The 26,586-nt window shown below is 41.1% G+C and carries 23 protein-coding genes and 4 tRNA genes; 21 read left to right on the forward strand and 6 right to left on the reverse strand.

Going from position 1 to position 26,586, the window contains the following annotated elements:
* Positions 1-16: 16 nt before the first annotated feature.
* The 3 genes from DS2_RS05650 to cmoA are packed head-to-tail and all read right to left on the reverse strand — an operon-like array spanning position 17 to position 2,143.
* Positions 17-427 carry a hypothetical protein gene (locus DS2_RS05650; RefSeq protein WP_035013695.1) on the reverse strand — a complete coding sequence of 137 codons (411 nt, stop codon included), beginning with the start codon at positions 425-427 and terminating at the stop codon, positions 17-19.
* A gap of 21 nt (positions 428-448) precedes the next feature.
* Positions 449-1,408 carry a tRNA 5-methoxyuridine(34)/uridine 5-oxyacetic acid(34) synthase CmoB gene (gene cmoB / locus DS2_RS05655; protein WP_035013696.1) on the reverse strand — a complete coding sequence of 320 codons (960 nt, stop codon included), beginning with the start codon at positions 1,406-1,408 and terminating at the stop codon, positions 449-451.
* A gap of 3 nt (positions 1,409-1,411) precedes the next feature.
* Positions 1,412-2,143, reverse strand: coding sequence for a carboxy-S-adenosyl-L-methionine synthase CmoA (gene cmoA / locus DS2_RS05660; RefSeq protein WP_035013697.1), 732 nt, complete (start codon positions 2,141-2,143; stop codon positions 1,412-1,414).
* Between the two features lie 224 nt (positions 2,144-2,367).
* Here cmoA and DS2_RS05665 point away from each other — a divergent pair, with 224 nt between their 5' ends.
* The 20 genes from DS2_RS05665 to DS2_RS05760 all read left to right on the forward strand — a co-directional run bounded on the left by DS2_RS05665 (position 2,368) and on the right by DS2_RS05760 (position 22,885).
* On the forward strand, positions 2,368-3,522 hold the full coding sequence (locus DS2_RS05665) for an efflux RND transporter periplasmic adaptor subunit (RefSeq protein WP_051479648.1): 1,155 nt from the start codon (positions 2,368-2,370) through the stop codon (positions 3,520-3,522).
* Positions 3,519-6,638: an efflux RND transporter permease subunit gene (locus DS2_RS05670; RefSeq protein WP_051479649.1), complete on the forward strand. Its 3,120-nt coding sequence runs from the start codon at positions 3,519-3,521 to the stop codon at positions 6,636-6,638. Before DS2_RS05665 ends, DS2_RS05670 begins: the two co-directional genes overlap by 4 nt.
* 93 nt (positions 6,639-6,731) lie before the next feature.
* Entirely contained in the window at positions 6,732-8,504 is a 1,773-nt protein-coding gene (gene aspS / locus DS2_RS05675; RefSeq protein ID WP_035013698.1) for an aspartate--tRNA ligase, read from the forward strand.
* 57 nt (positions 8,505-8,561) lie between these two features.
* Entirely contained in the window at positions 8,562-9,083 is a 522-nt protein-coding gene (gene ruvC, locus DS2_RS05680) for a crossover junction endodeoxyribonuclease RuvC (protein WP_035013699.1), read from the forward strand.
* A gap of 8 nt (positions 9,084-9,091) precedes the next feature.
* Positions 9,092-9,709, forward strand: coding sequence for a Holliday junction branch migration protein RuvA (gene ruvA / locus DS2_RS05685; protein ID WP_035013700.1), 618 nt, complete (start codon positions 9,092-9,094; stop codon positions 9,707-9,709).
* Positions 9,710-9,711: 2 nt separating this feature from the next.
* The gene (gene ruvB, locus DS2_RS05690) at positions 9,712-10,731 is read left to right on the forward strand and encodes a Holliday junction branch migration DNA helicase RuvB (RefSeq protein ID WP_035013701.1); all 1,020 of its coding nucleotides are present in this window, start codon (positions 9,712-9,714) and stop codon (positions 10,729-10,731) included.
* Positions 10,731-11,138, forward strand: coding sequence for a tol-pal system-associated acyl-CoA thioesterase (ybgC, locus tag DS2_RS05695; protein WP_035013702.1), 408 nt, complete (start codon positions 10,731-10,733; stop codon positions 11,136-11,138). The genes ruvB and ybgC overlap by 1 nt, the downstream gene beginning before the upstream one ends.
* Positions 11,128-11,823: a protein TolQ gene (tolQ, locus tag DS2_RS05700; RefSeq protein ID WP_035013703.1), complete on the forward strand. Its 696-nt coding sequence runs from the start codon at positions 11,128-11,130 to the stop codon at positions 11,821-11,823. Before ybgC ends, tolQ begins: the two co-directional genes overlap by 11 nt.
* 6 nt (positions 11,824-11,829) lie before the next feature.
* Positions 11,830-12,255: a protein TolR gene (tolR, locus tag DS2_RS05705; RefSeq protein WP_035013704.1), complete on the forward strand. Its 426-nt coding sequence runs from the start codon at positions 11,830-11,832 to the stop codon at positions 12,253-12,255.
* Positions 12,255-13,154 (forward strand): cell envelope integrity protein TolA, encoded by a 900-nt coding sequence (tolA, locus tag DS2_RS05710; protein ID WP_051479650.1) that lies wholly within the window; start codon positions 12,255-12,257, stop codon positions 13,152-13,154. Before tolR ends, tolA begins: the two co-directional genes overlap by 1 nt.
* Before the next feature lie 18 nt (positions 13,155-13,172).
* Positions 13,173-14,516 (forward strand): Tol-Pal system beta propeller repeat protein TolB, encoded by a 1,344-nt coding sequence (tolB, locus tag DS2_RS05715; RefSeq protein WP_035013707.1) that lies wholly within the window; start codon positions 13,173-13,175, stop codon positions 14,514-14,516.
* A 46-nt stretch (positions 14,517-14,562) separates the two neighbouring features.
* On the forward strand, positions 14,563-15,117 hold the full coding sequence (pal, locus tag DS2_RS05720; RefSeq protein ID WP_035013709.1) for a peptidoglycan-associated lipoprotein Pal: 555 nt from the start codon (positions 14,563-14,565) through the stop codon (positions 15,115-15,117).
* Positions 15,118-15,139: 22 nt separating this feature from the next.
* Positions 15,140-15,931, forward strand: coding sequence for a tol-pal system protein YbgF (ybgF, locus tag DS2_RS05725; protein WP_035013710.1), 792 nt, complete (start codon positions 15,140-15,142; stop codon positions 15,929-15,931).
* A gap of 192 nt (positions 15,932-16,123) precedes the next feature.
* Positions 16,124-16,199, forward strand: a tRNA-Lys gene (locus DS2_RS05730).
* Between the two features lie 23 nt (positions 16,200-16,222).
* Positions 16,223-16,298 (forward strand) — tRNA-Lys (locus tag DS2_RS05735).
* A gap of 21 nt (positions 16,299-16,319) precedes the next feature.
* Positions 16,320-16,395 (forward strand) — tRNA-Lys (locus DS2_RS05740).
* Between the two features lie 21 nt (positions 16,396-16,416).
* Positions 16,417-16,492: transfer RNA gene (locus DS2_RS05745), tRNA-Lys, on the forward strand.
* Between the two features lie 380 nt (positions 16,493-16,872).
* Positions 16,873-18,630: a sodium:solute symporter family protein gene (locus DS2_RS05750; RefSeq protein WP_419177434.1), complete on the forward strand. Its 1,758-nt coding sequence runs from the start codon at positions 16,873-16,875 to the stop codon at positions 18,628-18,630.
* 4 nt (positions 18,631-18,634) lie between these two features.
* The gene (locus DS2_RS05755; protein WP_035013712.1) at positions 18,635-21,079 is read left to right on the forward strand and encodes a GH36-type glycosyl hydrolase domain-containing protein; all 2,445 of its coding nucleotides are present in this window, start codon (positions 18,635-18,637) and stop codon (positions 21,077-21,079) included.
* Positions 21,080-21,118: 39 nt separating this feature from the next.
* Positions 21,119-22,885, forward strand: a complete 1,767-nt coding sequence (locus DS2_RS05760) for a glycoside hydrolase family 9 protein (RefSeq protein WP_035013713.1) — start codon at positions 21,119-21,121, stop codon at positions 22,883-22,885.
* Positions 22,886-22,902: 17 nt separating this feature from the next.
* On the opposite strand, the gene DS2_RS05765 is transcribed toward DS2_RS05760, so the two are convergent.
* Positions 22,903-24,300 (reverse strand): ATP-binding protein, encoded by a 1,398-nt coding sequence (locus DS2_RS05765; protein WP_051479651.1) that lies wholly within the window; start codon positions 24,298-24,300, stop codon positions 22,903-22,905.
* Entirely contained in the window at positions 24,293-24,979 is a 687-nt protein-coding gene (locus tag DS2_RS05770) for a response regulator transcription factor (RefSeq protein WP_035013714.1), read from the reverse strand. Before DS2_RS05770 ends, DS2_RS05765 begins: the two co-directional genes overlap by 8 nt.
* Positions 24,980-25,162: 183 nt before the next feature.
* On the opposite strand from DS2_RS05770, the gene DS2_RS05775 reads away from it, so the two are divergent.
* Positions 25,163-26,074 carry a hydrogen peroxide-inducible genes activator gene (locus DS2_RS05775; protein WP_035013715.1) on the forward strand — a complete coding sequence of 304 codons (912 nt, stop codon included), beginning with the start codon at positions 25,163-25,165 and terminating at the stop codon, positions 26,072-26,074.
* A gap of 68 nt (positions 26,075-26,142) precedes the next feature.
* Here the strand turns inward: DS2_RS05775 and ruvX are convergent, their stop codons facing one another.
* Positions 26,143-26,586 (reverse strand): Holliday junction resolvase RuvX, encoded by a 444-nt coding sequence (gene ruvX / locus DS2_RS05780; protein ID WP_035013716.1) that lies wholly within the window; start codon positions 26,584-26,586, stop codon positions 26,143-26,145.

Raw genomic sequence — 26,586 nt, forward strand, 5'->3', positions numbered from 1 at the left:
TTGTCCGATTATTTTTTTATTGGGTCACATTGCTAATCGCAAGCTCAAAATAGCGACGAACATTAGTATTTACATCGACAACTAGCTTTTGGTAACAGATGCCTGGAAATGCAAATGTATGACCAGAGAATGCCAACATAACAGTTGGAGCACTTGGGTCAGAGTTATCATAAATCCATTCCCCCCCGATATGCTTACGGAAGGTTTCACCCATATACGCCCCCAACATATTGCAAATGACAAATATAAAATCTTGTTTGCGGTCGGTTTCATCTTTTAACTTGGCAATGCTCCACAAAATAGCTTTGTCGATTTGCGCTATGCTCTCGACAGAGTAATCAAGCTCAACCGCATATTCTTCGTTAATATATTTCACCGCATCGTGAGCTGATTCTTCCATTAATTTAGTTATTTCAGCTTGGTTCATTGTTGTTATTCCTATGTCAGGTTATTTGTTTGCAATTATAACGGCTCGAATCGGCGCTGGGTAACCTTCTATGGTTTTACTTCTGTCTGCTGGGTCTAAAAAGTCAGCTAAAGATTCATTTTCCATCCATTGTGTTTTTCTTTGTTCATCCAGTGTGGTGACCGTCTCATCGACAACTCTAATATTTTTAAAGCCAATACGGCTCAGCCAATGACAAAGTGCCTTGCTACTTGGGATAAACCAGACATTGCGCATTTTTGCATATCGCTCGCCTGGTACTAATACTGTGTGTTCATCACCTGGAACAACAATAGTTTCTAGTACTAGCTCTCCACCTGATTTTAGTTGGTCTTTTAGCTGTTGTAAAAACTCAAAAGGATTTCGCCTATGATATAAAACCCCCATAGAGAATACAGTGTCAAAAGCATGACTAGCTGGTAGCTGTTCAACGCCTAGCGGCAACAGGTGAATACCTGGTTGTTGTGCATATTTTTGTATTGCTTGGAACTGCACAACAAATAGTTGTGAAGGGTCCGCACCGACAACAAATTTAGCACCTTCGCCTAACATTCGCCACATGTGATAGCCATTACCGCAGCCGACGTCCAGCACGGTCTTATTAGCTAAGGGCTGGATATGCGGTAATAGTCTGTCCCATTTCCAATCACTGCGCCATTCGGTGTCTATATCTAAATTGAACAACTTAAATGGGCCTTTGCGCCACGGCATAAATTGTTTTAATAATACTTCTAAACGTTTTTGTTGGCCGGTGTTTAACGTATCGCTCGAATCAATTTCAACTCCTTGTTTCAATTCAACGACATCGGCAGCGATTGTTGGAAGGTTTTCAATGGTTTTTTGCCAATTTTTGAACTCCCCATGGAGCGCGTTTTTATGCCAGTCGGCTAATACTGTTGGCATGGTTTCAATCCAGCCCGAAAGCTGGTTCGTTAGTATATCTTGATAAAATTGGTTAAACATGGACTAGTCTTTAATTGCAATGATGGAACAAAAGTTAAAACATTGATACCACTGGTTATATTGCTTAAATCCAGCTTGTTTTAACCTATTATAATGCGTTTTGAGCGAGTCGGGTTTCATGACATTTTCAATCGCGGTACGTTTTTGGCTGATTTCAAGCTCGCTATAGCCATGGGCGCGTTTAAAATCTAGGTGAAGCTCGTTTAATGTTTGATGAATTTTATCATCAGGAAAAGTTAGTTTTTCTGACAAGACTAAAATACCACCCGGTTTGAGTCCTTGATAGATATTTTCTATCAATTGGCTACGTAATTCAGCAGCAATAAATTGCAGTGTAAAGTTAAGCACGACCATAGACGCATTTGTTATGTCGACCTTTAGCGCATCGGCACACTGTACTTCAGTCGCAACACTTGATTTGTAACTGAGCAGATGTTTTTTACATTTTTCGGCCATTGGTTGTGAATAATCAATCGCATAAAGCGTATTGTTGCTGCTTTTAACATTACGTCTTATAGACAAACTTGCAGCCCCTAGCGATGCGCCTAAATCGTATATATTGCTGTTGTCAGTAACGTATGATTGTGCTAAATGACCAATGGTTGAAATAATGGTTTGATAGCCAGGTACTGAACGCTCAATCATGTCTGAAAACACATCAACGACACTGTCGTCGAACACAAAATCTTTTACCTGCTGTTGCGGATTTGCATAAATATTGTCTTTTTTAGTCATGTTGAATTGAATAAGGCTCAAGATTGCTTAGATGTGGCGATTCTACCCTAATCGAAGCGGAATTGCTGCAAAGTATCTGAATTTTACCCTTGCTACAAAAGTTGTTGCTTTAGTTGTTAAATCATAAAGTTAATTCTAAGCTTATAGCCATTAATTATGATAATTGTGCATTAAGCGCAAGCTGACTATTGTATGCACTTGGTTACAGATTAGGACCACCACTGATGCGAGATAGCTTTCCTTTAGTTTTGCTGACCTTGTTTAGTTTATTTATTGCTTTGTATTGGTTGACTGACGATGATGAACATTTAGTTCAGTTGCCCAAAAAGGCACAACTAAACGTTGAAGTTCGAACGGTCAATAAACAAAGTTTTACGCCAGTGATTACTTCGTATGGTCGTGTACAAGCACGAACCCAAGGGCAGGTTGTCAGTCAGATTGGCGGACAAATTACCTATTTAAACTCAGGCTTTTTCAGTGGCGGCTTTTTTAAACAAGGCGAGCTGTTGGTGGCGATAGATAAAAGAGACTATCAATCAGACGTCGATGTAGCAAATGCTGGATATTTAAACGCAAAACAAAATTATTTGCAGGAGTTGGCGAAAGCACAACAAGCAAAGCAAGATTGGCATAGAGCACAAGGCGACAAAGTTCCATCAGATCTTGTGTTGCGCAAGCCTCAGTTAGCTGCCGCAGAGGCTAACTTAATTTCAGCAGAAGCTAAACTCAATAAAGCAAAATTAAATTTAGAGCGCACTGAGATCACTGCGCCTTACGATGGTTATACACTGAAGAAAAATGTAGCGATAGGCCAAGTTGTTGGTCGCGGTAATGTCCTTGGTGAGATTTATGCAATCGATGCCTTTGAAGTAAGGCTGCCGTTGAATAATGAAGATTTGCCTCTGGTTGAGCTGCCGAACGTGGTCAATAGACAACAAGGCAGAGTTGTAACAACTCATGTCACCATTGAATCTAATCTAGGAAAAACTTCGCAATGGCAAGGTCAATTAATTCGAACAGAGGGGGCAATTGATAATGCAAGCCAGCAACTACATGTAATTGTTTCTATTCCAAAACCTTACGAATTAAATCAAGGTGAACAACCGTTAAAAATTGGGCAATATGTTACTGCCTACTTTAATGGGATCTCGGTTGATGAGGTATTTGTTATCAAGCCTCAGGCTGTGTATCAAAATGAGTACGCCTATGTGGTTGAACAAAATAAATTGATTAAGCGTAAGTTGGATATTGTTTGGCGCGACCATCAGCACGTTGTTGTTAAAAACGGATTAAAACAGGGAGATTCTCTGGTCGTGACACCGCTTGGTCAAGTGCCTACCAATATCCATGTTAATGCTTTTGCGTTGGGTGCACAATGATAGCTTGGTTTGCTAAAAACGATATCGCAGCCAACTTGTTGATGGCATGTTTGTTGTTGGCCGGCGCTTGGTCTTTAGTTTATCAGATACCGCAACAAGTCCTACCCAAGTTAGAATCTGAGCAAATTGAAATCAGTGTGCGCTATCCAGCAGCCGTACCATCAGATGTTGAGTTAAAAGTGACAACGCATATTGAATCTGCGCTACGTGAATTGGCGGAAGTTGCACAGATTCATAGTCAATCACGCCAGGAGTATAGTCATGTCATTGCTAAACTTCACAATAACGTTGATGTGAACGAAGCAATGCAAAAAATTCAATTGAAAATCAACGCAATTAACACGCTACCGCATGAGATAGATAATCCAAAAATTCAAATCAAAAATGAATTTACCCCAGTTTTGGGTATCGCTGTTTATGGAGAGCAACCGCAACAGGTGTTAAGGCGCTACTCAGAGCAACTTTTTAGTGAATTGGCGACTTTGCCAGAATTAAGAAAGCTATTAATGAAGCATGCACCAGATTATGAGATTTCGATTGAAGTTCCTACCGAAAATCTGCAGAAATATAGACTGAGCTTCGAGCAAATTGCTAATGCTATCGCTGAAAATGCCCAAGACTTATCGGCTGGTTATTTATACTCGCCGAATGGCGATATTATAATCCGCTCACAAGGACAGGCCTACACGGGTGATGCACTCAATAATATTGTTGTTAAATATCAGCCAGATGGAAGTACATTAAAATTGCATCAAGTCGCGCAAATTGACGATGGATTTGCTGAGTTGGCGCTAAACACAAGATTTAACGGTTACCCAGCGGTATTTATCGAGATATTGCAAACTGAGCAGCAAAACGCCATACGTATTGCGCAATTAGTCAAAGAGTTTTTAGCGCGTAAGCAAGAAAACTTGCCCGAGGGGATTTTCATTAGTCATTGGAGTGATAATGCAGAGCGCCTAAAAAATCGTATCTCTGGAATGGTGAGCAGTGCTGTGTACGGCAGTATATTAGTCTTGTTAATGTTGACATTGTTTTTACGACCTGCAGTGGCATTTTGGGTGTTTTTGGGGATCCCGCTGAGTTTTCTTGGTGCATTTGCCGTGATGCCATTTTTTGGTGTGAGTCTTAATTTGATTAGCATGTTTGGTTTTATTTTGGTTTTGGGTATGGTGGTGGATGATGCCATCGTCACTGGCGAAAATGTTTATAGCCATTTAGAGCATGCTGAATCAGGTTTACATGCCGCAATTGCCGGTACGAAAGAAGTCGCTCAACCAGTGACACTAGGGTTATTGACGACTGTTGTTGCCTTTATCCCGCTGTTTTTTGTTACGGGCACGCAAGGTATTATTTTAAGCCAAATTGCCGCTGTGGTAATCCCCGTACTGCTATTTAGTTTAATTGAGACCAAGTGGGTTTTACCCGCTAGGCTCAAGTTTGTTCAATTACAAACAGGCAATCAGGTAACAGGGCTAGCTCGTTGGCAACAAAAAATCAACTATGCATTTGCTTATCATAGCGAGCGTTATTATCGACCTGCGTTAAGTTGGTGTATTGAATACAAATTTAGTTGTTTGGTGATATTTTTTGGTTTCTTCTTAGTGGTTGTATCTGCTGTGTTTACCGGTGAAAATAAATTTATCTTTTTCCCGAAAATCAGCAGTGATCAAGTTAAAGTTGTACTCACCATGCCAGCTGGAACCAACACCCAAATAGTTGAAAAAAATATTCAGCATATTCAACAGCAAGCGCAACAGCTACAAGCCAATTATATCGATCCAAGTAGTGGCCTAAGTATTGTACGTAACATAGTGTCTGTGTCTGGCGCTGCCGGTGACGAAGAGAATAATCCCTACATGGGATATGTTAGCTTTGATCTAATGCCAGCAGAGCAACATAACTTGCCAATTACAAGTCTTGAATTAGAAGATGAATGGCGAAGTTTGATAGGCCCGGTGATTGGCGCTGAAAGTTTGGTTTTTGAATCTCAAGCGGGTAAAACCAACAACATTATCGATATTCGTGTGTCAGGCGAAAACTTAAATGAACTGCAAAAAGTCGCTCAGATTGTCAAAACTAAACTTGCAACAATTCCTTATGTTGAAGATGTTGCTGATAATTATATCCCAGGTCGGCAGCAACTGTTTATAGAGCTTACGCCCTTGGCTAAATCACTTGGGGTAACGCGCTCTGAATTGCTCAAACAAGTCAGAGCGGGTTTTTGGGGCATAGAAGTGCAGCGGATAATTCGCCATGGTCAGGAAGTCAAAGTAAAAGTACGCTTGCCGTTAAATGAACGCAGTAGTTTGCCTGATTTGCAACGATTTATGATCCATCTAAACGGTGGCAAACATGTACCGCTATCGCAATTGGCAAATTTTACTATTGATACCGGTCCACAAATTATTAGACGTGTTGATCATCAACGTAGTATTGATATTACCGCTGATTTCTCTGATCCTAAAATCGATATTCGAAAGTTGAACAATTTATTAGAAGAATATTTACACGAATTGGCTGAAGATTTTCCGCATCTAAGCTTTAAGCTGGTCGGGGAAAGCAGCGAACTTAAACAAACATTGGAATCGTTAAAGTGGGGGATATTAGCCGCGCTGATTGTAATTTATGGATTGTTGGCTATTCCATTTAAGTCTTATATACACCCACTTATTGTCATGTCAGTGATCCCTTTTAGTGTTATCGGCTCGATGGCAGGGCATTGGTTAATGTCAATTGAATTAACCATGATGAGTTTTATCGGACTAATTGCGCTTGTAGGGGTTGTTGTGAATGATGCGGTGGTATTGGTTGAATTTATTAATAAACAGTACCACAAAACACATTCTTTACTTGAATCTGTCATGAAGGTCACGTCAACTCGGTTGCGACCTGTAATGTTGACGTCTATGACGACCTTTTTGGGTCTTTTTCCTTTAATTATCGACGGTTCTTCGCAAGCAGCATTTTTAGTACCTATGGCTGTCTCACTTGGTTTTGGCATCTTGTTTGCGCCATTCGTAACGTTGTTTTTGGTTCCAATTAATTATTTATTACTACAAAAATGCTTAAGCTGGTGGTATAGCGTTGAAGCAAAAATGACAATGCGCCATTAGCTAGTATATAATCCAGCGCAATTTTGATTAATTTAGACTTTTGTGACCATGGTGGGGCAAAAGTCGATTTTCTAGCTAGGAATTGTACTGATTATGCGAAGCCATTATTGTGGACAAATTGATGAATCGTTAGTTGGCCAAAATGTGACCTTATGCGGTTGGGTTAACCGTCGCCGAGACTTAGGTGGTCTGATATTTTTAGATGTTCGAGATGTTAAAGGTATTGTCCAAGTTGTTGTTGATCCCGATTTTGAACAACTGTTTAGCACTGCAAATAAATTAAAACACGAGTTTTGTATTCAATTAACTGGCGCTGTGCGTGCTCGCCCTGATAGCCAAGTTAACAAAACTATGGCAACAGGTGCGGTTGAAATATTAGCATCAGAGTTAACCATCTTAAATGCTGCAGCACCTTTGCCTTTGAATATGGATGGTCATCTTAATAATTCTGAAGAGCAAAGACTCAAATACCGTTATTTAGATTTACGTCGCCCAGAAATGGCGCAGCGATTAAAGTTTAGAGCAAAAGTTACCAGCCAAATTCGCAATTATCTTGATAGCCATGATTTTATGGATATCGAAACCCCAATTTTAACCAAAGCAACTCCAGAAGGTGCTCGCGATTATTTGGTGCCGAGCAGAACGCACAAAGGTCAATTTTTCGCCCTACCTCAGTCACCACAGCTATTTAAGCAATTGTTGATGATGGCAGGCATGGACAGATATTATCAAATCGTTAAGTGCTTTCGTGACGAAGATCTACGTGCTGATCGTCAACCTGAATTTACTCAAATCGATATTGAAACTTCTTTTATGTCGGCTGATGAAGTTATGTCGGTGACCGAAGACATGACGCGTCAATTGTTTAAAAACCTATTGGACGTTGATTTGGGCGAATTTCCTCGCATGACATATCATGAGGCTATGACAAAATATGGCAGTGACAAACCTGATTTGCGCATTCCGTTAGAAATGGTTGATGTAGCCGATTTGCTTCAAGGTGTAGAATTTAAAGTATTTTCAGGCCCTGCTAACGATCCTAAAGGTCGAGTCGCTGCGTTAAAAGTGCCACAAGGCGCGGACAAATTTTCTCGCAAAGACATTGATGAACTAACCAAATTTGTCGGTATTTATGGTGCTAAAGGGTTAGCTTGGATTAAAGTAAACGATGTAAGCAAAGGGGTAGAAGGACTACAATCGCCTATTCTTAAATTCTTGCCTGAAGAGGTTGCGTTAGCGATTATCGACCGTACAGCAGCAGAAACAGGCGATATCTTATTCTTTGGTAGTGACAAGTACACAGTCGTCAGTGAAGCAATTGGTGCATTACGTCTAAAAATTGGCGAATCTTTAGGCTTGGTCGCAGATGAATGGAAACCGCTTTGGGTTGTTGACTTCCCAATGTTTGAAGAGCTTGAAGATGGCGGATTAACGCCACTGCATCATCCGTTTACTGCACCTGTAGGAGTAACGGCTCAAGAACTTAAACAGCAACCTGAAAAAACACTTTCAAACGCATACGACATGGTTTTAAACGGGGTTGAAGTTGGTGGTGGCTCTGTTCGTATTCATGACCAAGATATGCAACAAGTTGTATTTGAAATTTTGGGTATCGGTGAAGAAGAAGCTCAAGAAAAATTTGGATTTTTACTTGATGCACTTAAATTTGGTGCTCCTCCGCATGCAGGTTTAGCATTTGGCTTAGACCGCTTGGTGATGTTAATGACTGGGGCATCTTCTATTCGTGACGTTATGGCCTTTCCAAAAACAACCACGGCAGCATGTCCATTAACCGACGCACCAGGAAATGCTAATCCTCAGCAACTAGCGGATTTAGCGATTGAAATTAAACTGCCTGCCAAATAAATTTAATCTGTTTTAAAAAGGCGGTGACTTCACCGCCTTTTTATTATTGAGGCTGTCTTGAGTATTATTTTAGGTATAGATCCTGGTTCGCGTATTACCGGGTACGGTGTGGTACGTCAGCATGGACGCCACTTTCAATATATGGGAAGCGGTTGTATCCGTTTGGGCAATGATCCGCTAGCTGAGCGTCTGATTGTTATTTTTAATGCAGTTAGTCAGCTTATTGAACAATACCAACCTGATTTGTTTGCCATAGAGCAGGTGTTTGTTGCACACAACCCTGATTCGGCGCTGAAGCTCGGCCAAGCACGAGGTGCCGCGATTGTGGCTGCTGGTCATGCTAAATTGCCTGTTGCAGAGTATTCTGCTCGACAAATTAAACAAGCAGTCGTTGGTAAAGGTAGTGCTGAAAAAACACAAGTCCAGCATATGGTCAGCCATATTTTAAAATTAACCAAAGCCCCTCAAGCAGATGCTGCGGATGCATTAGCTGTTGCTTTATGTCATGGGCATACACAGCAAAGCTTAATCAGTTTAGCAGGGCAAGCACGTAAAACCGTGCGTGGACGTTTGCGTTAGGAGACAAAATGATTGCTAAGTTAACCGGTAAAGTAATTGAAAAACTGCCCCCTGAATGTATTTTAGACGTGGCAGGTGTTGGTTATGAGGTATTTTTGCCTATGACCAGTTTTTACAAGCTACCAGAATTAAACCAATCTGCATCTATTTACATACACCAAGTCATTCGCGAAGATGCACATACCTTGTATGGTTTTCACAATCGACTGCATAGAGACTTGTTCCGTGAACTATTGAAAGCAAATGGTGTTGGACCAAAACTAGCGTTGGCAATATTGTCAGCCATGAGCGCAGAAGAGTTTATATCTATCGTGCAAAGTGAATCTGTTGGTCTGTTGGTAAAAGTGCCTGGTGTAGGCAAAAAAACCGCCGAACGATTGTTGTTAGAAATGAAAGACAAGCTGGTCAAATGGTCGGCACAAATGGTTTCTAGCGGCATCATGCTTGAGTCGACCTCAGAGCCAATGATTCAAAATACTGAACCGTCGAGTGGTCAAGACGCAATTGAAGCTCTGGTTGCTTTGGGGTATAAAACAAATCAAGCTGAAAGTGCGGTGAAAAAAGTTGCAAAAACAGGTTTGTCGAGTGAAGAAATTATTCGCCAAGCCCTCAAGAGTATGTTGTAAACATGATTGAAGCAGACAGAATTATCAGTGCCAGTGCACAATCAGATGAAGAAATAATAGATAGGGCAATACGTCCAGAAAAGCTCGCTGATTACACTGGGCAAAAGCGTGTGGTTGAACAGATGAATATCGCAATTGAAGCGGCACGCAAGCGCGCAGATGCGTTAGACCATGTGCTGATATTTGGCCCGCCAGGGTTAGGTAAAACGACACTTGCACGTATTATCGCCAATGAAATGGGCGTGAATATAAAAACAACCTCAGGGCCTGTTTTAGAAAAAGCTGGTGATCTAGCTGCATTGTTAACCAATCTTGAACCGCATGATGTGTTATTTATCGACGAAATCCATCGATTAAGTCCAGTGGTGGAAGAGGTTTTATACCCAGCAATGGAAGATTACCAACTAGACATTATGATAGGTGAGGGGCCTGCCGCTCGTTCAATTAAGTTAGATTTGCCTCCGTTTACACTGGTCGGAGCGACAACACGAGCCGGTTCATTGACCTCGCCATTGCGTGACCGTTTTGGTTTGGTGCAAAGACTCGAGTTTTATACGGTAGATGAGTTACAGTCTATCGTTAAGCGCTCAGCACATCATTTGGCAATGGATTTAAACGAGCAAGGTGCACTAGAGGTTGCCAGACGTGCTCGCGGGACACCTCGTATTGCGAATCGTTTATTGCGACGTGTGCGCGATTTTGCTGACGTAAAGTCAAATGGTAAAGCCGATGAGAAAATTGCCGCTCAAGCGCTCGATTTACTTGATGTTGATAGGAAAGGCTTTGACTATATGGACAAAAAATTATTAGAAGCCATTATTGAGAAATTTGCTGGTGGACCTGTTGGTTTAGACAACTTGGCCGCAGCAATAGGGGAAGAAAAAGATACTATCGAAGATGTGATTGAACCTTTTTTAATCCAACAAGGGTTTGTTCAACGCACACCAAGAGGACGTATTGCTACTGCCAATGCTTATGTGCACTTTGGCTTGCAATACCCTGCAAGTGGAGAAAATAATTAGTGGGTGCAGCGGAATTTAAATTTCCAGTTCGGGTCTATTATGAGGATACTGATGCTGGTGGATTGGTTTATCATGCAAATTATTTGAAGTATTATGAGCGTGCTCGAACGGAGTTTTTATCAAATTTGGGCATAGAACAAGATGGTTTACTCGCAAAGCATATTGGTTTTGTGGTAAAACGTATAACTATAGATAACGTTTTGGCAGCAAAGTTTAATGATAGGTTAACTGTGGTGACCAAAATACATGCGCTAAAAAGAGCTCGAATTGAATTTGAGCAACGTATCGAAAGAAGCGAGCGAGTCATTAATACCGCAATTATTGAAATTGCTTGTGTAGATTTGCAGCAACTTAAACCGATACGAATACCAGAATTTATTTTAGGGGAATTACAAAGTGTCTGCTGATATGTCTTTTATCGGTTTATTTTTACAAGCAAGCTTGTTAGTAAAAGCGGTAATGCTGTTGTTATTAGCTCTGTCAATTATATCTTGGGCAATGATTTTCCAACGCAGCAGTATTTTAAGCAAAGCTCACAAAGACAGTCGAAGTTTTGAAGATAGGTTTTGGTCAGGTGTTGAGCTGGCTAACTTGTATCATGAAGTTTCGCATAAAATCGGTGAATCAAATGCAAGTGAAAGTGTATTTAAAGCCGGTTTCAAAGAATTCGCTCGAATGCGTAAAACCCCTCATTGTTCTCCTGAAGCCATCATGGATGCTACGCACAGAGCAATGCGAGTTTCCATGTCAAGAGAAGTCGATAAGCTTGAATCGCACTTACCGTTTTTAGCAACAGTTGGTTCTATTAGTCCTTACATAGGTTTATTTGGTACCGTTTGGGGTATCATGAATGCATTTATTGCGCTTGGTGAAGTAAAACAAGCGACATTGTCTATGGTTGCACCAGGCATAGCAGAAGCACTTATTGCAACCGCAATGGGTTTATTTGCCGCGATACCTGCGGTAATTGCATATAATCGCTTTTCCAACAGAGTTGAGAAAATAGAAAATGGTATGATTAACTTTATGGAAGAGTTTTCATCTATTATTCATCGTCAGGCCATTGCAAAAATAGAAAAAGGCGGAGAATAGTCTGCTATGTACCAGCGCAAGCGCCGTCGTCCAGTTTCTGATATTAATGTCGTACCATATATAGACGTTATGTTGGTGTTGTTAATTATTTTCATGGTGACAGCTCCACTGATTACCGCAGGGGTAAATGTAGATTTACCAAAAGCCGAGGCTAACCCGTTGGCTGAAGATAGCAAACCGCCGATAGTGGTTTCGGTAACACAGGATTATGAATATTTTGTAACGGATGGATCTAAAAAAGATGGTCCATTAAATCCAAGTGAAATTGCCACCATCGTTGCCGCTTTTCTGCAAGTAGAACCTGACAGACCCATAATGGTAGAAGGGGACAGAAAGGTAGATTATGATGCTGTCGTGAGTTTAATGGTGCTGTTGCAAAAGCAAGGTGTCAAGTCGGTGGGTCTTATGACTGATCCAGTGGGAGAGCAATAATGCAATTTCCAATTGCTTTAGTTGTATCGATTGTTTTGCATTCGGCTATGTTGCTAGTATTGGTTTCTAGTATGGAGTTTGTCACGCCAAAACATACGCCGCAGCCGATGCAGGCGGAAGTTGTAAACGCTGTATCAGTCGATAAAACGGCTTTAGCCCAACAAATTAAAAAGTTAGAGCAACAAAAAATGGCGAAGCAGCAAGCTGAAGAGCAACGTGTTGCCGAACTAGAACGCAGAGCTCGTGCAGCGGAACAAAAGCGCCGTGCAAACGAACAAAATATTGAAAAATTATCCAAACAAAGAAAACAAGCAGAAGCAGAAGCGCGGGCGGCTAAAGAGCGCCAAATTAAAGAAGCAGAACGTGCGAAAAAGCTAAAACAAGAAGTCGAGAAGCAAGAGGCTGCAAAACGCCGAGCTCAAGAGCAGGCTAGAAAAGCTGCAGAAGAAGCGAAAAAAGCCGAAGCTGAAGCTAAGCGGAAAGCTGAAGCATTGAAAAAAGCAGAAGAAGAGCGCAAACGTAAAGAGCGTGAAGCACTTGAAAAAGCAGAGCAGCAAAGGCTATTAGAACAACAAATGAAAGCTGAAATGGAAGCGCGTAATGCCCAGCGTCAACAATACATTATGAGCGAACGTGACAAATACGTTGCATTAATCCGTTCAGCAATTCAAAGCAATTTGTTTACTGACCCATCATTGGCAGGAACAAGTTGTAAGTTAAACATAAAATTGGCCAATAACGGGTTTGTCACACAAGTTAAAACTTTGTCTGGTCATCCCCAAACTTGCCAAGAAGCAGAGCGTGCAGTGTACAAAACTAATCAGATGCCTGTATCGGAAGATCCAGAAGTCACTGCACAGCTTAGAGATATAAACTTAACCGTTGCACCTGAAAAATAGAATTTAGAGCGTTAAATAATGAAAAAAGTTTTTACCCTAATTTTTGGATTGTTGTTTATAACCCCAAGTTTTGCAGCGATTGAAATTTTAATAACCGAAGGTTTAGACGGTGCTAAACCAATTGCAGTGATTCCTTTTTCTTACGATGGCATTCAAACATTGCCTGTTGGATTGGCTGATGTAATCTCAGCAGATTTGGCACGCAGTGGTAAATTTAACCCAAAAGCTGTCATGGAAATGCCTCAACAGCCAATGACAGATAAGGATGTAGATTTTACCGCATGGGCTGAAAAGGGCATAGACACCATTATTTTAGGGCAAATCCGTGATGCGCGCCCGGGAGTGTTCACAGTAACCTATCAAATTATTGATATTATTCGTGGACAAATTACTGGCGGCGGTGCACAAATGTTGAGTGATGGTCAGCTTGTCACATCCAACGATCATGTGATGTTAGCTAGTAAACCAATTCAGTTTGAGAGCAACGATTTTCGCCGGGTGGCACATGCAATCAGTGATAACGTATTTGAAAAGTTAACTGGCATAAAAGGTGCATTCCAAACTAAGATAGCTTATGTTTTGGTAACGGATCAACCGCAACGTCCTTATCAACTCGTAGTAGCAGATTACGATGGTTATAATGAACAGGAAGTGGTGAGAAGCAACGAACCACTAATGTCGCCGACCTGGTCGCCAGATGCAACCAAATTGGCTTATGTAACGTTCGAAAATCGTCAAGCTCAGATTTTTATTCACGATTTGTATTCAGGTAGCCGCGAAATGATTGCATCATTTCCGGGCATTAACGGTGCACCTCGTTGGTCACCTGATGGTTCAAAAATGGCTATGGTGTTGAGTAAAGATGGTAATCCTGAAATATATGTCATGGATTTATTGACGCGCAAATTAACTCGCGTCACCAACAATCGCTCTATCGACACAGAGCCGTCATGGTACCCTGATGGGCAATCATTGGTGGTGACTTCCGAGATAGGTGGTCGACCACAGTTGTATCAAATTGATTTACGCACAGGTAAAAAGAAACGTTTAACATTTACTGGTGAAATGAATTTAGGCGGCTCTATTACCCCAGACGGTAAAAGCTTAATCACAGTAAACAGAACTCGAGGAAACTATCATATTGCGCGCCAGGATTTGCGCACAGGAGCTATACAGGTGCTAACTAAAACATATTTGGATGAGTCTCCTAGTGTATCTCCGAACGGAAATATGATAATTTATAGTACATTACATGGCCAAAATCAGGTACTTGCGCTGGTATCTGTCGACGGACGCTTTAAAGCTCGCTTACCTTCAGGTATCGGGCAAGTTAAGTCACCGGCTTGGTCACCCTATATGTAATGGGGTATATTAACTTTTAAAATTAACTAATAATAAGGAAAAGCAGATGCAGCCTACCCAATTATTGAAGTATTTAGTTGTAGCTCTACCTATGTTAACAGCAGCTTGTAGTACCACTACTGGCGATGATGAAACCGCAACCTCAACCAATGCGACTGAAACCGCTACTACAGGTGCGACAGCTGGTAACAATGGTGACACAGTTGAAGTAATGACGTTAGAGCAAAAACGTCAAATGCAAGTTGAAGAAGAAAAGCGTAAGCAAGATACATTGCGCAAAACCAATACACTTTTCTTTGATTTCGACGATTCTCAAATTCAAGGCAAATATTTTGAGATTTTAGAAGCTCATGCTGCTTACTTACGTGCTAACCCAACTGCTAAAGTTGTGGTTGAAGGTCACTGTGATGAGCGTGGTACACCAGAGTACAATATCGCTTTAGGTGAGCGTCGTGCTAAAAGTGTTGCAAAATACTTACAGAATTTAGGCGTGATGTCTTCACAAATCTCAACTGTAAGTTACGGTGAAGAAAAACCTTTAGATAAGTCTCGCAGCGAAGCGGCATTTTCTAAAAACCGTCGAGCAGTATTAGTTTACTAATCAACTTAAAAGTAATAAATATATGGCTAAACTAAGTAAATTAGTGGCTATAAGCATGGGAGTGGCGTCTTTGGCGTGCGCTCCTTTTGTTTATGCAGAGCAAAGAAATTTATCACTAAGCGAGCGCTTAGACATGATAGAAAGGGCAAATGACGCACGCGGGCGCTCTCAAGTTGAGTTAGCGCAACAAGTTGATTATTTGCAAACGGAAATTAGTCAATTACGTGGGATCTCGGAAGAGCATAACTACAAGCTTTCACAAATTTTAGAGCGTCAGCGAGAGTTATATCAAGAGCTTGATAAGTTAGCGCAATTGGCTCAACAAATGAGTGAGCTTAAAAGCCAAGCTCCGACATCCAGTTCAAGTCAGCTGCCTTTGATCACAGATAATAAAGTGGTTAATCCTGTACAGGCTGGCGCGGCTTCTTACGCAGAAAATTTGGATGAGAATCAAGCGTATGATAAGGCCGTCAACCTGGTCCTTAAGGATAAGTTATACGATAAAGCAATTCCTGAATTTCGGGCATTTATCACTCAGTTCCCAAATTCAATTTATCAACCGAATGCACATTATTGGCTTGGACAGTTATTGTTTACCAAAGGTGAATTTGCTGACGCTGAAAAGAGTTTTGAAACTGTCGTTGAGCAGTATCCAAATTCAAATAAACGTGCCGACGCGATTTTCAAATTAGCTATGGTTGCACAAAAGCAAGGTGATAAAACCAAAGCAAAAGCTAAGTATGAGCAGGTAATTAGCCAATATCCTGACTCAACTTCAGCTAAACTTGCAGCTGGTCGACTCAATGATTTATAGCTGTTGAAAACTACTAAATAACTAGATTTGTACAAAAAATAACTTGGTTTGTTTAGATATTCAGCAAAGTATCTAGATTACCAAAAAAAACTAAAAAAAATTGAAATATTTGTTGCGTTCAGCCGTTATATCAGTATTATACGCCCCGCGTTGGCAAGCAGGGTTCTGGTAACTCGGCTTGAAAATGAAAGTGGGTCATTAGCTCAGCTGGTAGAGCAGTGGACTTTTAATCCATTGGTCGCAAGTTCGAATCTTGCATGACCCACCACTTTTATTTACTCGCTATAGGATGGGTCATTAGCTCAGCTGGTAGAGCAGTGGACTTTTAATCCATTGGTCGCAAGTTCGAATCTTGCATGACCCACCATTCTTTTAGCGATTCCCTGACGGGTCATTAGCTCAGCTGGTAGAGCAGTGGACTTTTAATCCATTGGTCGCAAGTTCGAATCTTGCATGACCCACCATTCTTTTAGCGATTCCCTGACGGGTCATTAGCTCAGCTGGTAGAGCAGTGGACTTTTAATCCATTGGTCGCAAGTTCGAATCTTGCATGACCCACCATTCTCTATTTAATTCAAATATTCCCTTTGTGCTCTGTAGATTTTCTTTTTCCCAGAGTGAGTTCGATAGTTATTTATTCGGCGCTTGTTTGTCCATTCCTTGTATTAAAGCCACTTTGTTAGTTGTTCCGTGAATATAAAACCTGCTTGTATATTTGATGTAAATTTTTTGTGTTTTGCTATTGAAAACGTTTTCTTAATTGGCTATTTTATTTATGAGTTTGTTATGGCTTATGCCACTAGCAGCTTTTTGAACAAACATAATAACAATATACAGGCACTAATATGACAATGTCGTCGATAGACATCTTTATAATTTTAGCTTACTTAGCGAGCACTATTATTATTGGCATCCTACTGAAGCGTAAAGCAAGCAAGGATATGAAAAGCTACTATATGGGCGGGAACAAACTGCCTTGGTACATGCTTGGGTTATCCAATGCATCGGGTATGTTTGATATTTCAGGCACCATGTGGCTGGTAACACTGTGTTTTGTTTATGGCATGAAGAGTGTGTGGATCCCTTGGTTGTGGCCTGTATTCAACCAGGTGTTTTTGATGATATTTTTATCAGCATGGGTTCGCCGGTCAGGCGTATTAACTGGAGCTGAGTGGATACGGACGCGTTTTGGCGATGACACTGGCGGTAAGCTGTCTCATATGGTTGTTGTACTATTTGCGGTGATCAGTGTTTTAGGCTTTTTAGCTTATGGATTTATTGGCATTGGCAAGTTTGTTGAGATTTTTGTACCGTTTTCTGCTGTTTCGGCCTATGTGCCTTTTGACATTGCACCAGAGTACGTACCACATTTCTATGGGATCATTTTTACCAGTATTGCTACTTTTTATGTCATGTTAGGTGGCATGATGAGTATTGTGTGGGCGGACGTAGTTCAGTTTTTAATTATTACCATTGCTTCACTTGCAATTGGCTTTATTGCAATGACACAAGTCTCGCCTGAGGCGTTACAAGCCGCAACACCTGAAGGTTGGGGTAATCCGTTTTTTGGATGGAATTTAAACCTAGATTGGTCGGGTATAGTTGACGAGGTGAATCAGAAAATCAATACAGATGGCTATAACCTGTTTGGTTTGTTTGTGATGATGTTATTGTTTAAGGGGATTTTAGTCAGTGCCGCTGGACCTGCACCGAATTACGATATGCAAAAAATTCTAGCGACTAAATCACCTAAAGAAGCTTCGCTTATGAGTGGTTTTGTCTCAATTGCACTGATGCCCATTCGCTACTTTATGATTGCGGGTTTTACCGTGCTAGCGATTGTTTATTATCAAGAACTTAACTTGTTGGTGGGAGGCAAACTCGACTTTGAAGGTATTCTACCAAGTGCCATTTTACAATTTGCGCCAACCGGTATTTTGGGCTTGTTGCTTGCTGGGCTATTGGCTGCATTTATGTCAACCTTTGCTTCTACTGTCAATGCTGCGCCAGCTTATCTAGTAAATGACATCTACAAACGTTACATCAACCCTAATGCTTCAAACAAAAGGCTGATTCATGCGAGTTATCTAGTCTCGATTTTGGTTGTGGCAATTAGTACGTTTATTGGATTTGCGATTACTAGCATTAATAGTGTCTTGCAATGGTTAGTATCAGGATTGTGGGGCGGGTATGTCGTCTCAAACGTACTCAAATGGTATTGGTGGCGGTTAAATGGATTTGGATATTTTTGGGGGATGTTAAGTGGGATTATAGGCGCTATGGTGTTTCCAATTGTATTCGGCGATTTATTCCCCACTATCGCTAGAGATATTTTACCATTGTATTTATTTCCGCTGTTACTTGTTGTGTCAATTGCTGGTGCCGTTGGCGGCAGCTTGTTGACTAAAGCTGAAGATCCTGAATTGCTGAAAGATTTCTATCGTAAAGTTCGGCCGTGGGGATTTTGGGGGCCCATTAAACAAGCGGTATTGGCTGAGCAAGCAGATTTTCCCGTCAACAATAATTTTAAGCGCGATATGTTTAATGTCGCCGTTGGAATCGTTTTGCAAACTAGCTTAGTTGCATTGCCTATATACATAGTAATGAAGAATTGGTCAGCCGTGGCTATTACGTTGTCGCTATTAGTGTGCTCGGCCCTGACGTTAAAAATAAATTGGTACAATAAATTAGAAGATTAACTTTATGACACATAAATCAGAAACATCGTATGGCTATTTTGATGATGACAATAAGGAGTTTGTGATTACTTCGCCTTATACCCCTTTGCCTTGGATTAATTACTTAGGTAATGACGGTTTTTATGGATTAATATCAAATACGGCTGGCGGGTATTGTTTTTATAAAGATGCCAAATTTCGACGCTTAACAAGATATAGATACAATAATGTACCTATGGACAGTGGCGGTCGTTATTTTTACATTAATGACGGTGGGGTTATTTGGAATCCAGGTGGCCGCCCTAGCGAGACGCAGCTAGATTTTTATCAGTGCCGACATGGTCTAGGTTATAGCAAATTTATCGCGCGTAAGAATCAATTACAGGCTGAACTAACCGTAACTATCCCTTTGCAGATGAATGCCGAAGTGTATAAACTTAAATTAACCAATACCAGCAAGCAGCACAAGCGTATCGGGTTATTTTCATTTATTGAATGGTGCTTGTGGAATGCGCAAACCGACGGTGAAAACTTTCAACGCAACCTGTCGACTGGCGAAGTCGAAATTGACGGGAATTTTCTTTTTCATAAAACTGAATACCGCGAGCGCCGGAATCATTATGCCTTTTTCACCTGTAATAAGGACATAGATGGTTTTGATACTGACAGAGACGCATTTATTGGTATGTACAATGGTTTTGAGCGTCCACAAGCGGTTGATAAAAATCAGTCAAGTAATAGTGTTGCGCATGGCTGGTCACCAATTGCATCACACCATCATAAGTTAGATTTGGCTCCAGGCCACAGTGAAGAAATTGTCTTTATGTTGGGTTATTGTGAATTGGAACAAACCAATAAGTGGCAAGCGTTGAACCAAATTAATCAATCTCCTGCGCGTGATTTGTTTACTCATGTTGATACCAGTCAAAAATTCGACCATCAATGTAAACGATTACGGTCTTATTGGCAGGCGTGTTTAAGCATATGTCAGGTTGAAACTCCTGACGTTAAGTTTAATCGTTCGGTTAATATTTGGAATCAGTACCAAAACATGGTGACTTTCAATATGTCGCGGAGCGCTTCGTACTATGAATCTGGCATTGGTAGGGGGATGGGATTCCGAGATTCCCATCAAGATACCATAGGCTTTACTCATATCGCACCGACCGCTGTGCGGCAGCGCCTATTAGATTTATCTGCGACACAAAAACAAGATGGTTCAGCTTATCATCAGTATCAGCCCTTAACTAAAAAGGGCAACGCAGATATCGGCGGTAACTTTAATGATGATCCAATGTGGATGATCTTAGGTACAGCGAATTATATTAAAGAAACGGGTGATTGGTCTATTCTAGATGAAGCAATTCCGTTTGATGACAATTCTCAAGCAGAGAGTCACTTTGAGCACCTCAGACGCGCTTTTTATCATATTGCCAATAAATTAGGCCCTCATGGTTTACCGCTGATTGGGCGAGCAGATTGGAATGATTGTTTGAATTTAAACTGTTATTCAAACGATCCGAATGAGTCGTTTCAAACTACTGAGCACAAACAAGACTCAGTTGCTGAGTCACTGATGATTGCAGGGCAATTTGTTTTGTATGGTCAAGAGTTTGTGCGTTTGTGTGAGCAATTAGATAAATTGCAAGAAGCTAAAATAGCGCAAGCTCATATCGATAATATGGTTAAAGCAGTTGAAGATCATGGTTGGGATGGGCAATGGTTTCTACGTGCATATGATGCTAATGGTAATGCTATCGGTAGCCACAAAAATGAGGAGGGTCAAATATTTATTGAATCTCAAGGTTTTTGTGTGATGGCTGGTATTGGCATAGAAAATGGCAAAGCGCAAAGCGCTTTAGACTCGGTGGAAAAACATTTAGCATGCGACTTTGGCATAGTATTACAACAACCAGCCTTTAGCCGTTATCATATTGAATTAGGCGAAATATCTTCTTACCCTCCAGGATATAAAGAAAACGCAGGGATCTTTTGCCACAACAACCCATGGATTTGTATAAGTGAAACTATGTTAGGTCGCGCGGATAAAGCGATGGCGTATTATCAGCGTATTAATCCGATATATCTGCAAGACTTGCAACAAACACACAAGACAGAGCCATATGTTTATTCACAAATGATTGCAGGTAAAGACGCAGCTACGCCTGGTCAAGCTAAAAACTCTTGGTTAACTGGGACTGCTGCTTGGAGTTATTATGCTGCCGTGCAATATATTTTAGGTGTACGGCCTGATTATCATGGGTTGATTATTGCCCCATGTATTCCAAATGAGTGGGCTGGTTTTTCAGTTAAACGAAAATTTAGGCAGGCAGAGTACCATATTCGAGTTCACAATCATGCAACTGATAAACGCGGTTTGTATGTAGATGGTCAATTTGTTGAAGGTCAGCAAATTGAATACACTAAATACCAGCAAACTCATAAAGTTGACTATTATAAAAGCGCATAGCAGTGGATTTTTTGCTTACCAATAGGAAGGACAATAACAATGAAAAAACAACTTTTTAGCGGTTGTGCGATTGGATTATCAGCGGTACTGCTGATTGGCTGTCAGGGCACGGACAATATAGCCAGTGAGTCGTCTATCCAAGCGCCTAGCAAGCCTAAACAGCAGCCTGCAGACGAGGTAGCTGCTGTTTTGTACAACCAAATCGGCTACCAAGCAAACATGGCGAAATTGATTTATCTGCAGGCTAACAATGCATTAACCGTTGATGTTGTCGACAGAAATAACCAACAGTCGGTGATAAGCAAACTAACTTCTGAAGCGCAGTTTTGGCCTCACGCGGGTAAAAATTTTGTCGAACTCGATTTAACCGAATTAAGCCAAGTAGGTGAATATCAAATTGTAATTGATGGTGAAGTTCTGGCGAGCTTCAGGGTTGCAAATGATGTTTATACCCGAGCGACTAAAATTATTGCTCAGGGGTTTTATTTTAATCGAGCGAGCCATGAAATATCTTTTGAATATGGCGGTAAGTTTAACAGAGCTGCCGGCCACATGGATCAGCAAGTGAAGATTCATCACTCAGCAGCGTCAGCGCATAGGCCTGAAGGCACTGTTGTTCCTTCACCCAAGGGCTGGTACGACGCTGGTGATTACAATAAATATACGGTAAACAGTGCCATTAGCATGTATACCATGTTGCGTGCTTACCTCAAACATCCAAGTTTTTTTCAACAGCTTAAATTAAATATTCCTGAGCAGTTTAATAGTACAGCGGATATTTTAGATGAACTGTTTTGGCAGTTAGATTGGTTTTTGACCATGCAAGATCCAAATGATGGTGGGGTATACCATAAGGTGACTACGCTCAATTTTTCAGGGAAGATAATGCCAGAAGCAGGATTGGAACCTAGATATATGATTGCAAAATCAATAGGTGCTAGTTTAGATTTTGCAGCGACTACCGCTTATTTTGCCAGACATTTACAAGATATTGATGCCGAACGCGCCAAATTATGTGCGCAGGCGGCCGAACAAGCTTATAAATGGGCCAAAGCTAATCCTGACAAAATATATGTGCAACCAGATGACGTGAAAACCGGTGCTTACGTGGTAACAGGTGATGACTATTCGGATGAATGGTTTTGGGCCGCGGCAGAATTAGCTTTGACCTTTGATGCGAAAGATTATTGGCAAGATTTAACTCAATTACAAGCAATTGAGATGTCAGTGCCCACTTGGTCAGATGTGCAAGGCTTAGGTTGGATTTCTCTCGCCGAAGAAGCAAACGCACAGCAATGGCAGTACAAGGCGCAACAAAAGCTTAAAGCACTGGCTGAACATATGTCGATAATGGCTAACCAATCAGCTATTAAGGTTAGTTTAGGGGTATTTGACGACGATTTTGTTTGGGGCAGTAATGGTAATATGGCCAACCATATTATGGTTTTGGATGCGGCCAAAGCCTATGTGGCTGATCCAGCTAGTTTAAATCGTTTGATCGCGACTAACTTAGACTACATCTTTGGTACCAACCCAACAGGTTATAGTTTTGTTTCAGGTTTAGGTAGTCAAACCCCGATGCATTTGCATCATAGAGTATCTGAAGCAGACGATGTGTTAGACCCAGTGCCCGGTCTGGTTGCGGGTGGCCCGCATGCTGGTCAACAAGATCAATGCGACTATCCATCAAAGTTTCCTGCGCTTTCGTATGTCGATGATTGGTGCAGTTATGCCACTAACGAAACCGCAATTAATTGGAATGCACCATTGCTTTATGCTGTAGCGTCAGTGGCTTCCGAGGAGTAGATCCTCGGAATGCCGATTTAACCTACAATTGCGGGCAACCTGATTTCGACTGTTAAACCAGGATCTTGCTCCTTGTTGAACGCACTGATTGTGCCTTCATGTCGAGATATGGCTTTTTTGGCGATGCTTAAGCCTAACCCCGTACCGCCAGATATACGATCGCGATCTTTTTCCACTCGGTAAAATGGGTTGAAGATTTTATCAATGTCGTCGTCTGGAACGCCTGGACCACTGTCGCTCACTTGAATCAAGATAGCATGTTCGACTGTCTTTGCAGTGACTTTAATATTACTGTTTTGCGGTGAATATTTTATTGCATTTCTAACAATATTCTCTATGGCGGTGCTCAGTAGCATTGCATCACCATTAACCATTAATGTCCCATGAGTTGTGACATTGAGCTGAATGTTTTTAGTGTCACATTCTAGTTGAGCGGACGTACAGATATCGGTTATTAATGGCTGTAGATTAATTGCAGTAAATTCCAATTGAGCATCGTCGTTTTCTAGTTTAGCCAAGCGCAATACGTTGCCGATCATTTCATCTAGCTTGTCGAGTTCAAGTTCCATACGGTCAATTTGCGCTTGCATATTTTGTGGATTTTTCGCCAATAGAGCCAAGGCTAAACTAAGCCGAGTGAGTGGTGTTCTCAGTTCGTGTGATACATCGCCCAACAACCTTTGATGCAGTGCGAGATTTCCTTCTATCTTTTCTGCCATATAGTTGAAGTCTTTAGCTAATTGTCCGACTTCGTCAGCTCGAGCTATCACTTGTTTGGGAACTCGATAGCTTAATTTACCTTCAGCTAAATTCCTAGCCGATTGAGTTAAAGCTTTGATTGGAATGGTAATGCCACGAGCAATTAACCAGCAAGGCAGAATGGTTAATAAGCCAGCAATTAAGAACTTGAGCCATTCAGGAGAATGCCACAGAGCACGATAAAAATCTGCCCGAGGCGTGGTTTTATAGACCATCATCATCTTATATTCTTTGCCATTGACGGAAACCGATTCAGGGCCAAATAAGACATGTTCTTTCACTCTAACTTGTAATGGTTCGGCTTCATAGGCTAGTTGTTTTAACTCAACATTAGGGCAATTTAACGGCGATTTATTTTTAATAAGTTTACCTGTTTCAGTATCACGTAACACTATCCAGCGCTTTGGCCGATATTGACTTTGTAGGCGGCTGATTTTCTTTTCTAACTGCTGATAGTTATCAGCTCTTGCTAGCTCTTTTCTGGCATGTTTAAGCTGGTGTTTATGATAGCTTTCAATTGGTTGAACATTATTGTACTGGTTAAATTGTTGATTAATTAAAAAAGTCGCGGCTAATACCAGCAATACAGTCCCCCAAAAGCCAATAAATATTCGGCCAAACAGGGTACTGAACGGATTAAATTTAGAATTAATCATGTGTCACCAATCTATAACCAGCTCCTCGGACAGTTTTTATCTCAATGCTTTCATCCTCTTTAAGCTTCTTGCGCAGGTTACTGATATGCATATCGATACTGCGGTCGAACTGCATCAAGCGTCGACCTAAAATTTGTTCGCTCAAGGTTTCTTTACTGATCAGTTGACCAAGATGCCGAATTAAGAAATCGAGAAATTGAAACTCGGTACCCGTAAGTTCAATTGCTTGTTGGTTGATATAGACACTATGAGTATTGTGGTCGATATTAAGTTGGCCAATTTGCACTGGCGCTTGTTGACTCAGCGTTTTTGCATAGTCAAATCGGCGTAGTATAGCTTTGATACGAGCAAGTAATTCTCTGTGATTAAATGGTTTTGGCAAGTAATCATCTGCGCCCAATTCTAAACCGAGTATGCGGTCATAGTCGTCACCGCGAGCCGTCAACATGAGTACAGGGGTTTTATCCGTCTTGCGAAGGTTTTTTAATGTTTCAAAGCCATCCATTTTTGGCATCATGACATCAAGCAGGATTAAATCAAATGAATGCCTTTTTAGCATCGCAATGCCTTCTTCGCCATTTGACGCACTCGTGCAGTTAAAATTTTCAACGGCTAAAAATTCACTTAGCAACTCTACTAGTGCATCGTCGTCGTCAATAATTAGGATATTCGTTTGCATTTCGTCTCAATATTTTTGCCTGTACAAATTCATTTTAACCAGCTCATTGGGCTTCAACAAACTCTTTACCGAAACTTTACACACTTTTTGTCGATTACAGAATAGTTAGATTGGCTATTGTCATGGCGCTTGATTATGCTCTAAAGTACATACACAGAACCAAATTTAACTATAGATAATTCAATGGCTAAACTCCCTAGTATTCGTAATTTACAGTATTTAATTAAGTTATATGAACTTAAAAACTTTAACCGAGCGGCTGAAGCTTGTTTTGTTAGCCAGTCTACTTTGAGTGCTGGCATTCAGAATTTAGAAGAACAGCTTGGTGGACAGTTAATTGAAAGGGACCAGAAATCATTCGTTTTTACCGAGATGGGTGAAGTGATGGTGGAGATGGCTAAACAAATTGTTCAGCAAGTGAGCGAGTTAACCGAAATAGCCAGTGAAGCTCAAAACCCGTTGGCAGGGCGAGTGAAAATAGGCTGTATCCCAACGATAGCCCCTTTTTTGTTTAAAGATTTCTATCTTAACGTGCAACAAAGTTTGCCTGACTTACAACTGCAGCTCAAAGAAGATACTACGGAAAATTTACTTAAGAGTTTAGATGCAGGTGAATTAGATTGTTTGATTTTGGCGCTGCCAGTCGATATTGGCGCTTTTCACAGCAAGGTGGTTGGAGACGACAAATTTTGGATGGCGGCACATAATGACTATCCGGTTGATCATACAGATAAAATTGACTATGCAGCTTTGCCTGATCACAGTATATTTTTATTGCAAAAAGAGCATTGCCTGACCGAGCACGCGGTTTCTGCTTGCCGTTTAGTCGACAATCGTAAGATTAATCCCTTTTCCGCAACTAGCTTACATACACTTATGACTATGGTCGAATGCCAAGCTGGCGCGACTTTTGTGCCGCAAATGGCCGTTAATGCAGGTCTGCTTGATGGCAGAGATATAAAGTTGGTTAATCCGGCTCAAGAGGCGGCGAGTCGTCAAATTGGATTGGTTTGGAGACAAACAACTCGCAGGGCAGTGATTTTTAATAAACTCTCTGACATTTTGCGTGAATTGTTGATGAGTATACAAGAGTAGCTTAGCAGATAGGGCTATCTTTATAGCCCTTTAAAAAGCCTGTTGACACGATATTATGGAAAATAGAGCTATAGTGCCTGATTTTCAAACCAGCTCATTAGGATGATTTCAGCTGACTTTGAATCAATTTTATCTTTGGCTAAGTTTCGATAACCACCAACTTCAAACAAGTACGCTTTCGCATCGACCGTGGTTAACCTTTCATCCCAAGTTTCAACAGGGTAGCCAAAGCGACCATGCAAACGGTTGGCGAATTTTTTGGCTCTTTGGGTGATAGCTTGCTCAGTACCGTCCATATTTAGTGGCAATCCAACTAACAGTAAATCTGGCTGCCATTCTTTTAACATCTTTTCGATGAGCGCCCAGTTGGGAATGCCATCTTGTGCTTTAAGCGCTGACAAAGAACGGGTTGAATAGGAGAGTTCTTGGCCAATCGCCACACCTATGCTTTTTAAGCCAAAATCGAAAGCCATGACATTGCGCTGACCGACATTGGTAGAAGATTGTGTCAT

The organism is Catenovulum agarivorans DS-2, assembly GCF_000568405.1.
GTDB lineage: Bacteria > Pseudomonadota > Gammaproteobacteria > Enterobacterales > Alteromonadaceae > Catenovulum > Catenovulum agarivorans_A.

Coding starts and splice junctions, on each gene's coding strand:
- DS2_RS05650 (WP_035013695.1), bottom strand. CDS start 427: ATGAACCAAGCTGAAATAACTAAATTAATGGAAGAATCAGCTCACGAT.
- cmoB (WP_035013696.1), bottom strand. CDS start 1,408: ATGTTTAACCAATTTTATCAAGATATACTAACGAACCAGCTTTCGGGC.
- cmoA (WP_035013697.1), bottom strand. CDS start 2,143: ATGACTAAAAAAGACAATATTTATGCAAATCCGCAACAGCAGGTAAAA.
- DS2_RS05665 (WP_051479648.1), top strand. CDS start 2,368: ATGCGAGATAGCTTTCCTTTAGTTTTGCTGACCTTGTTTAGTTTATTT.
- DS2_RS05670 (WP_051479649.1), top strand. CDS start 3,519: ATGATAGCTTGGTTTGCTAAAAACGATATCGCAGCCAACTTGTTGATG.
- aspS (WP_035013698.1), top strand. CDS start 6,732: ATGCGAAGCCATTATTGTGGACAAATTGATGAATCGTTAGTTGGCCAA.
- ruvA (WP_035013700.1), top strand. CDS start 9,092: ATGATTGCTAAGTTAACCGGTAAAGTAATTGAAAAACTGCCCCCTGAA.
- ruvB (WP_035013701.1), top strand. CDS start 9,712: ATGATTGAAGCAGACAGAATTATCAGTGCCAGTGCACAATCAGATGAA.
- tolR (WP_035013704.1), top strand. CDS start 11,830: ATGTACCAGCGCAAGCGCCGTCGTCCAGTTTCTGATATTAATGTCGTA.
- tolA (WP_051479650.1), top strand. CDS start 12,255: ATGCAATTTCCAATTGCTTTAGTTGTATCGATTGTTTTGCATTCGGCT.
- tolB (WP_035013707.1), top strand. CDS start 13,173: ATGAAAAAAGTTTTTACCCTAATTTTTGGATTGTTGTTTATAACCCCA.
- pal (WP_035013709.1), top strand. CDS start 14,563: ATGCAGCCTACCCAATTATTGAAGTATTTAGTTGTAGCTCTACCTATG.
- ybgF (WP_035013710.1), top strand. CDS start 15,140: ATGGCTAAACTAAGTAAATTAGTGGCTATAAGCATGGGAGTGGCGTCT.
- DS2_RS05750 (WP_419177434.1), top strand. CDS start 16,873: ATGAAAAGCTACTATATGGGCGGGAACAAACTGCCTTGGTACATGCTT.
- DS2_RS05755 (WP_035013712.1), top strand. CDS start 18,635: ATGACACATAAATCAGAAACATCGTATGGCTATTTTGATGATGACAAT.
- DS2_RS05760 (WP_035013713.1), top strand. CDS start 21,119: ATGAAAAAACAACTTTTTAGCGGTTGTGCGATTGGATTATCAGCGGTA.
- DS2_RS05765 (WP_051479651.1), bottom strand. CDS start 24,300: ATGATTAATTCTAAATTTAATCCGTTCAGTACCCTGTTTGGCCGAATA.
- DS2_RS05770 (WP_035013714.1), bottom strand. CDS start 24,979: ATGCAAACGAATATCCTAATTATTGACGACGACGATGCACTAGTAGAG.
- DS2_RS05775 (WP_035013715.1), top strand. CDS start 25,163: ATGGCTAAACTCCCTAGTATTCGTAATTTACAGTATTTAATTAAGTTA.
- ruvX (WP_035013716.1), bottom strand. CDS start 26,586: ATGACACAATCTTCTACCAATGTCGGTCAGCGCAATGTCATGGCTTTC.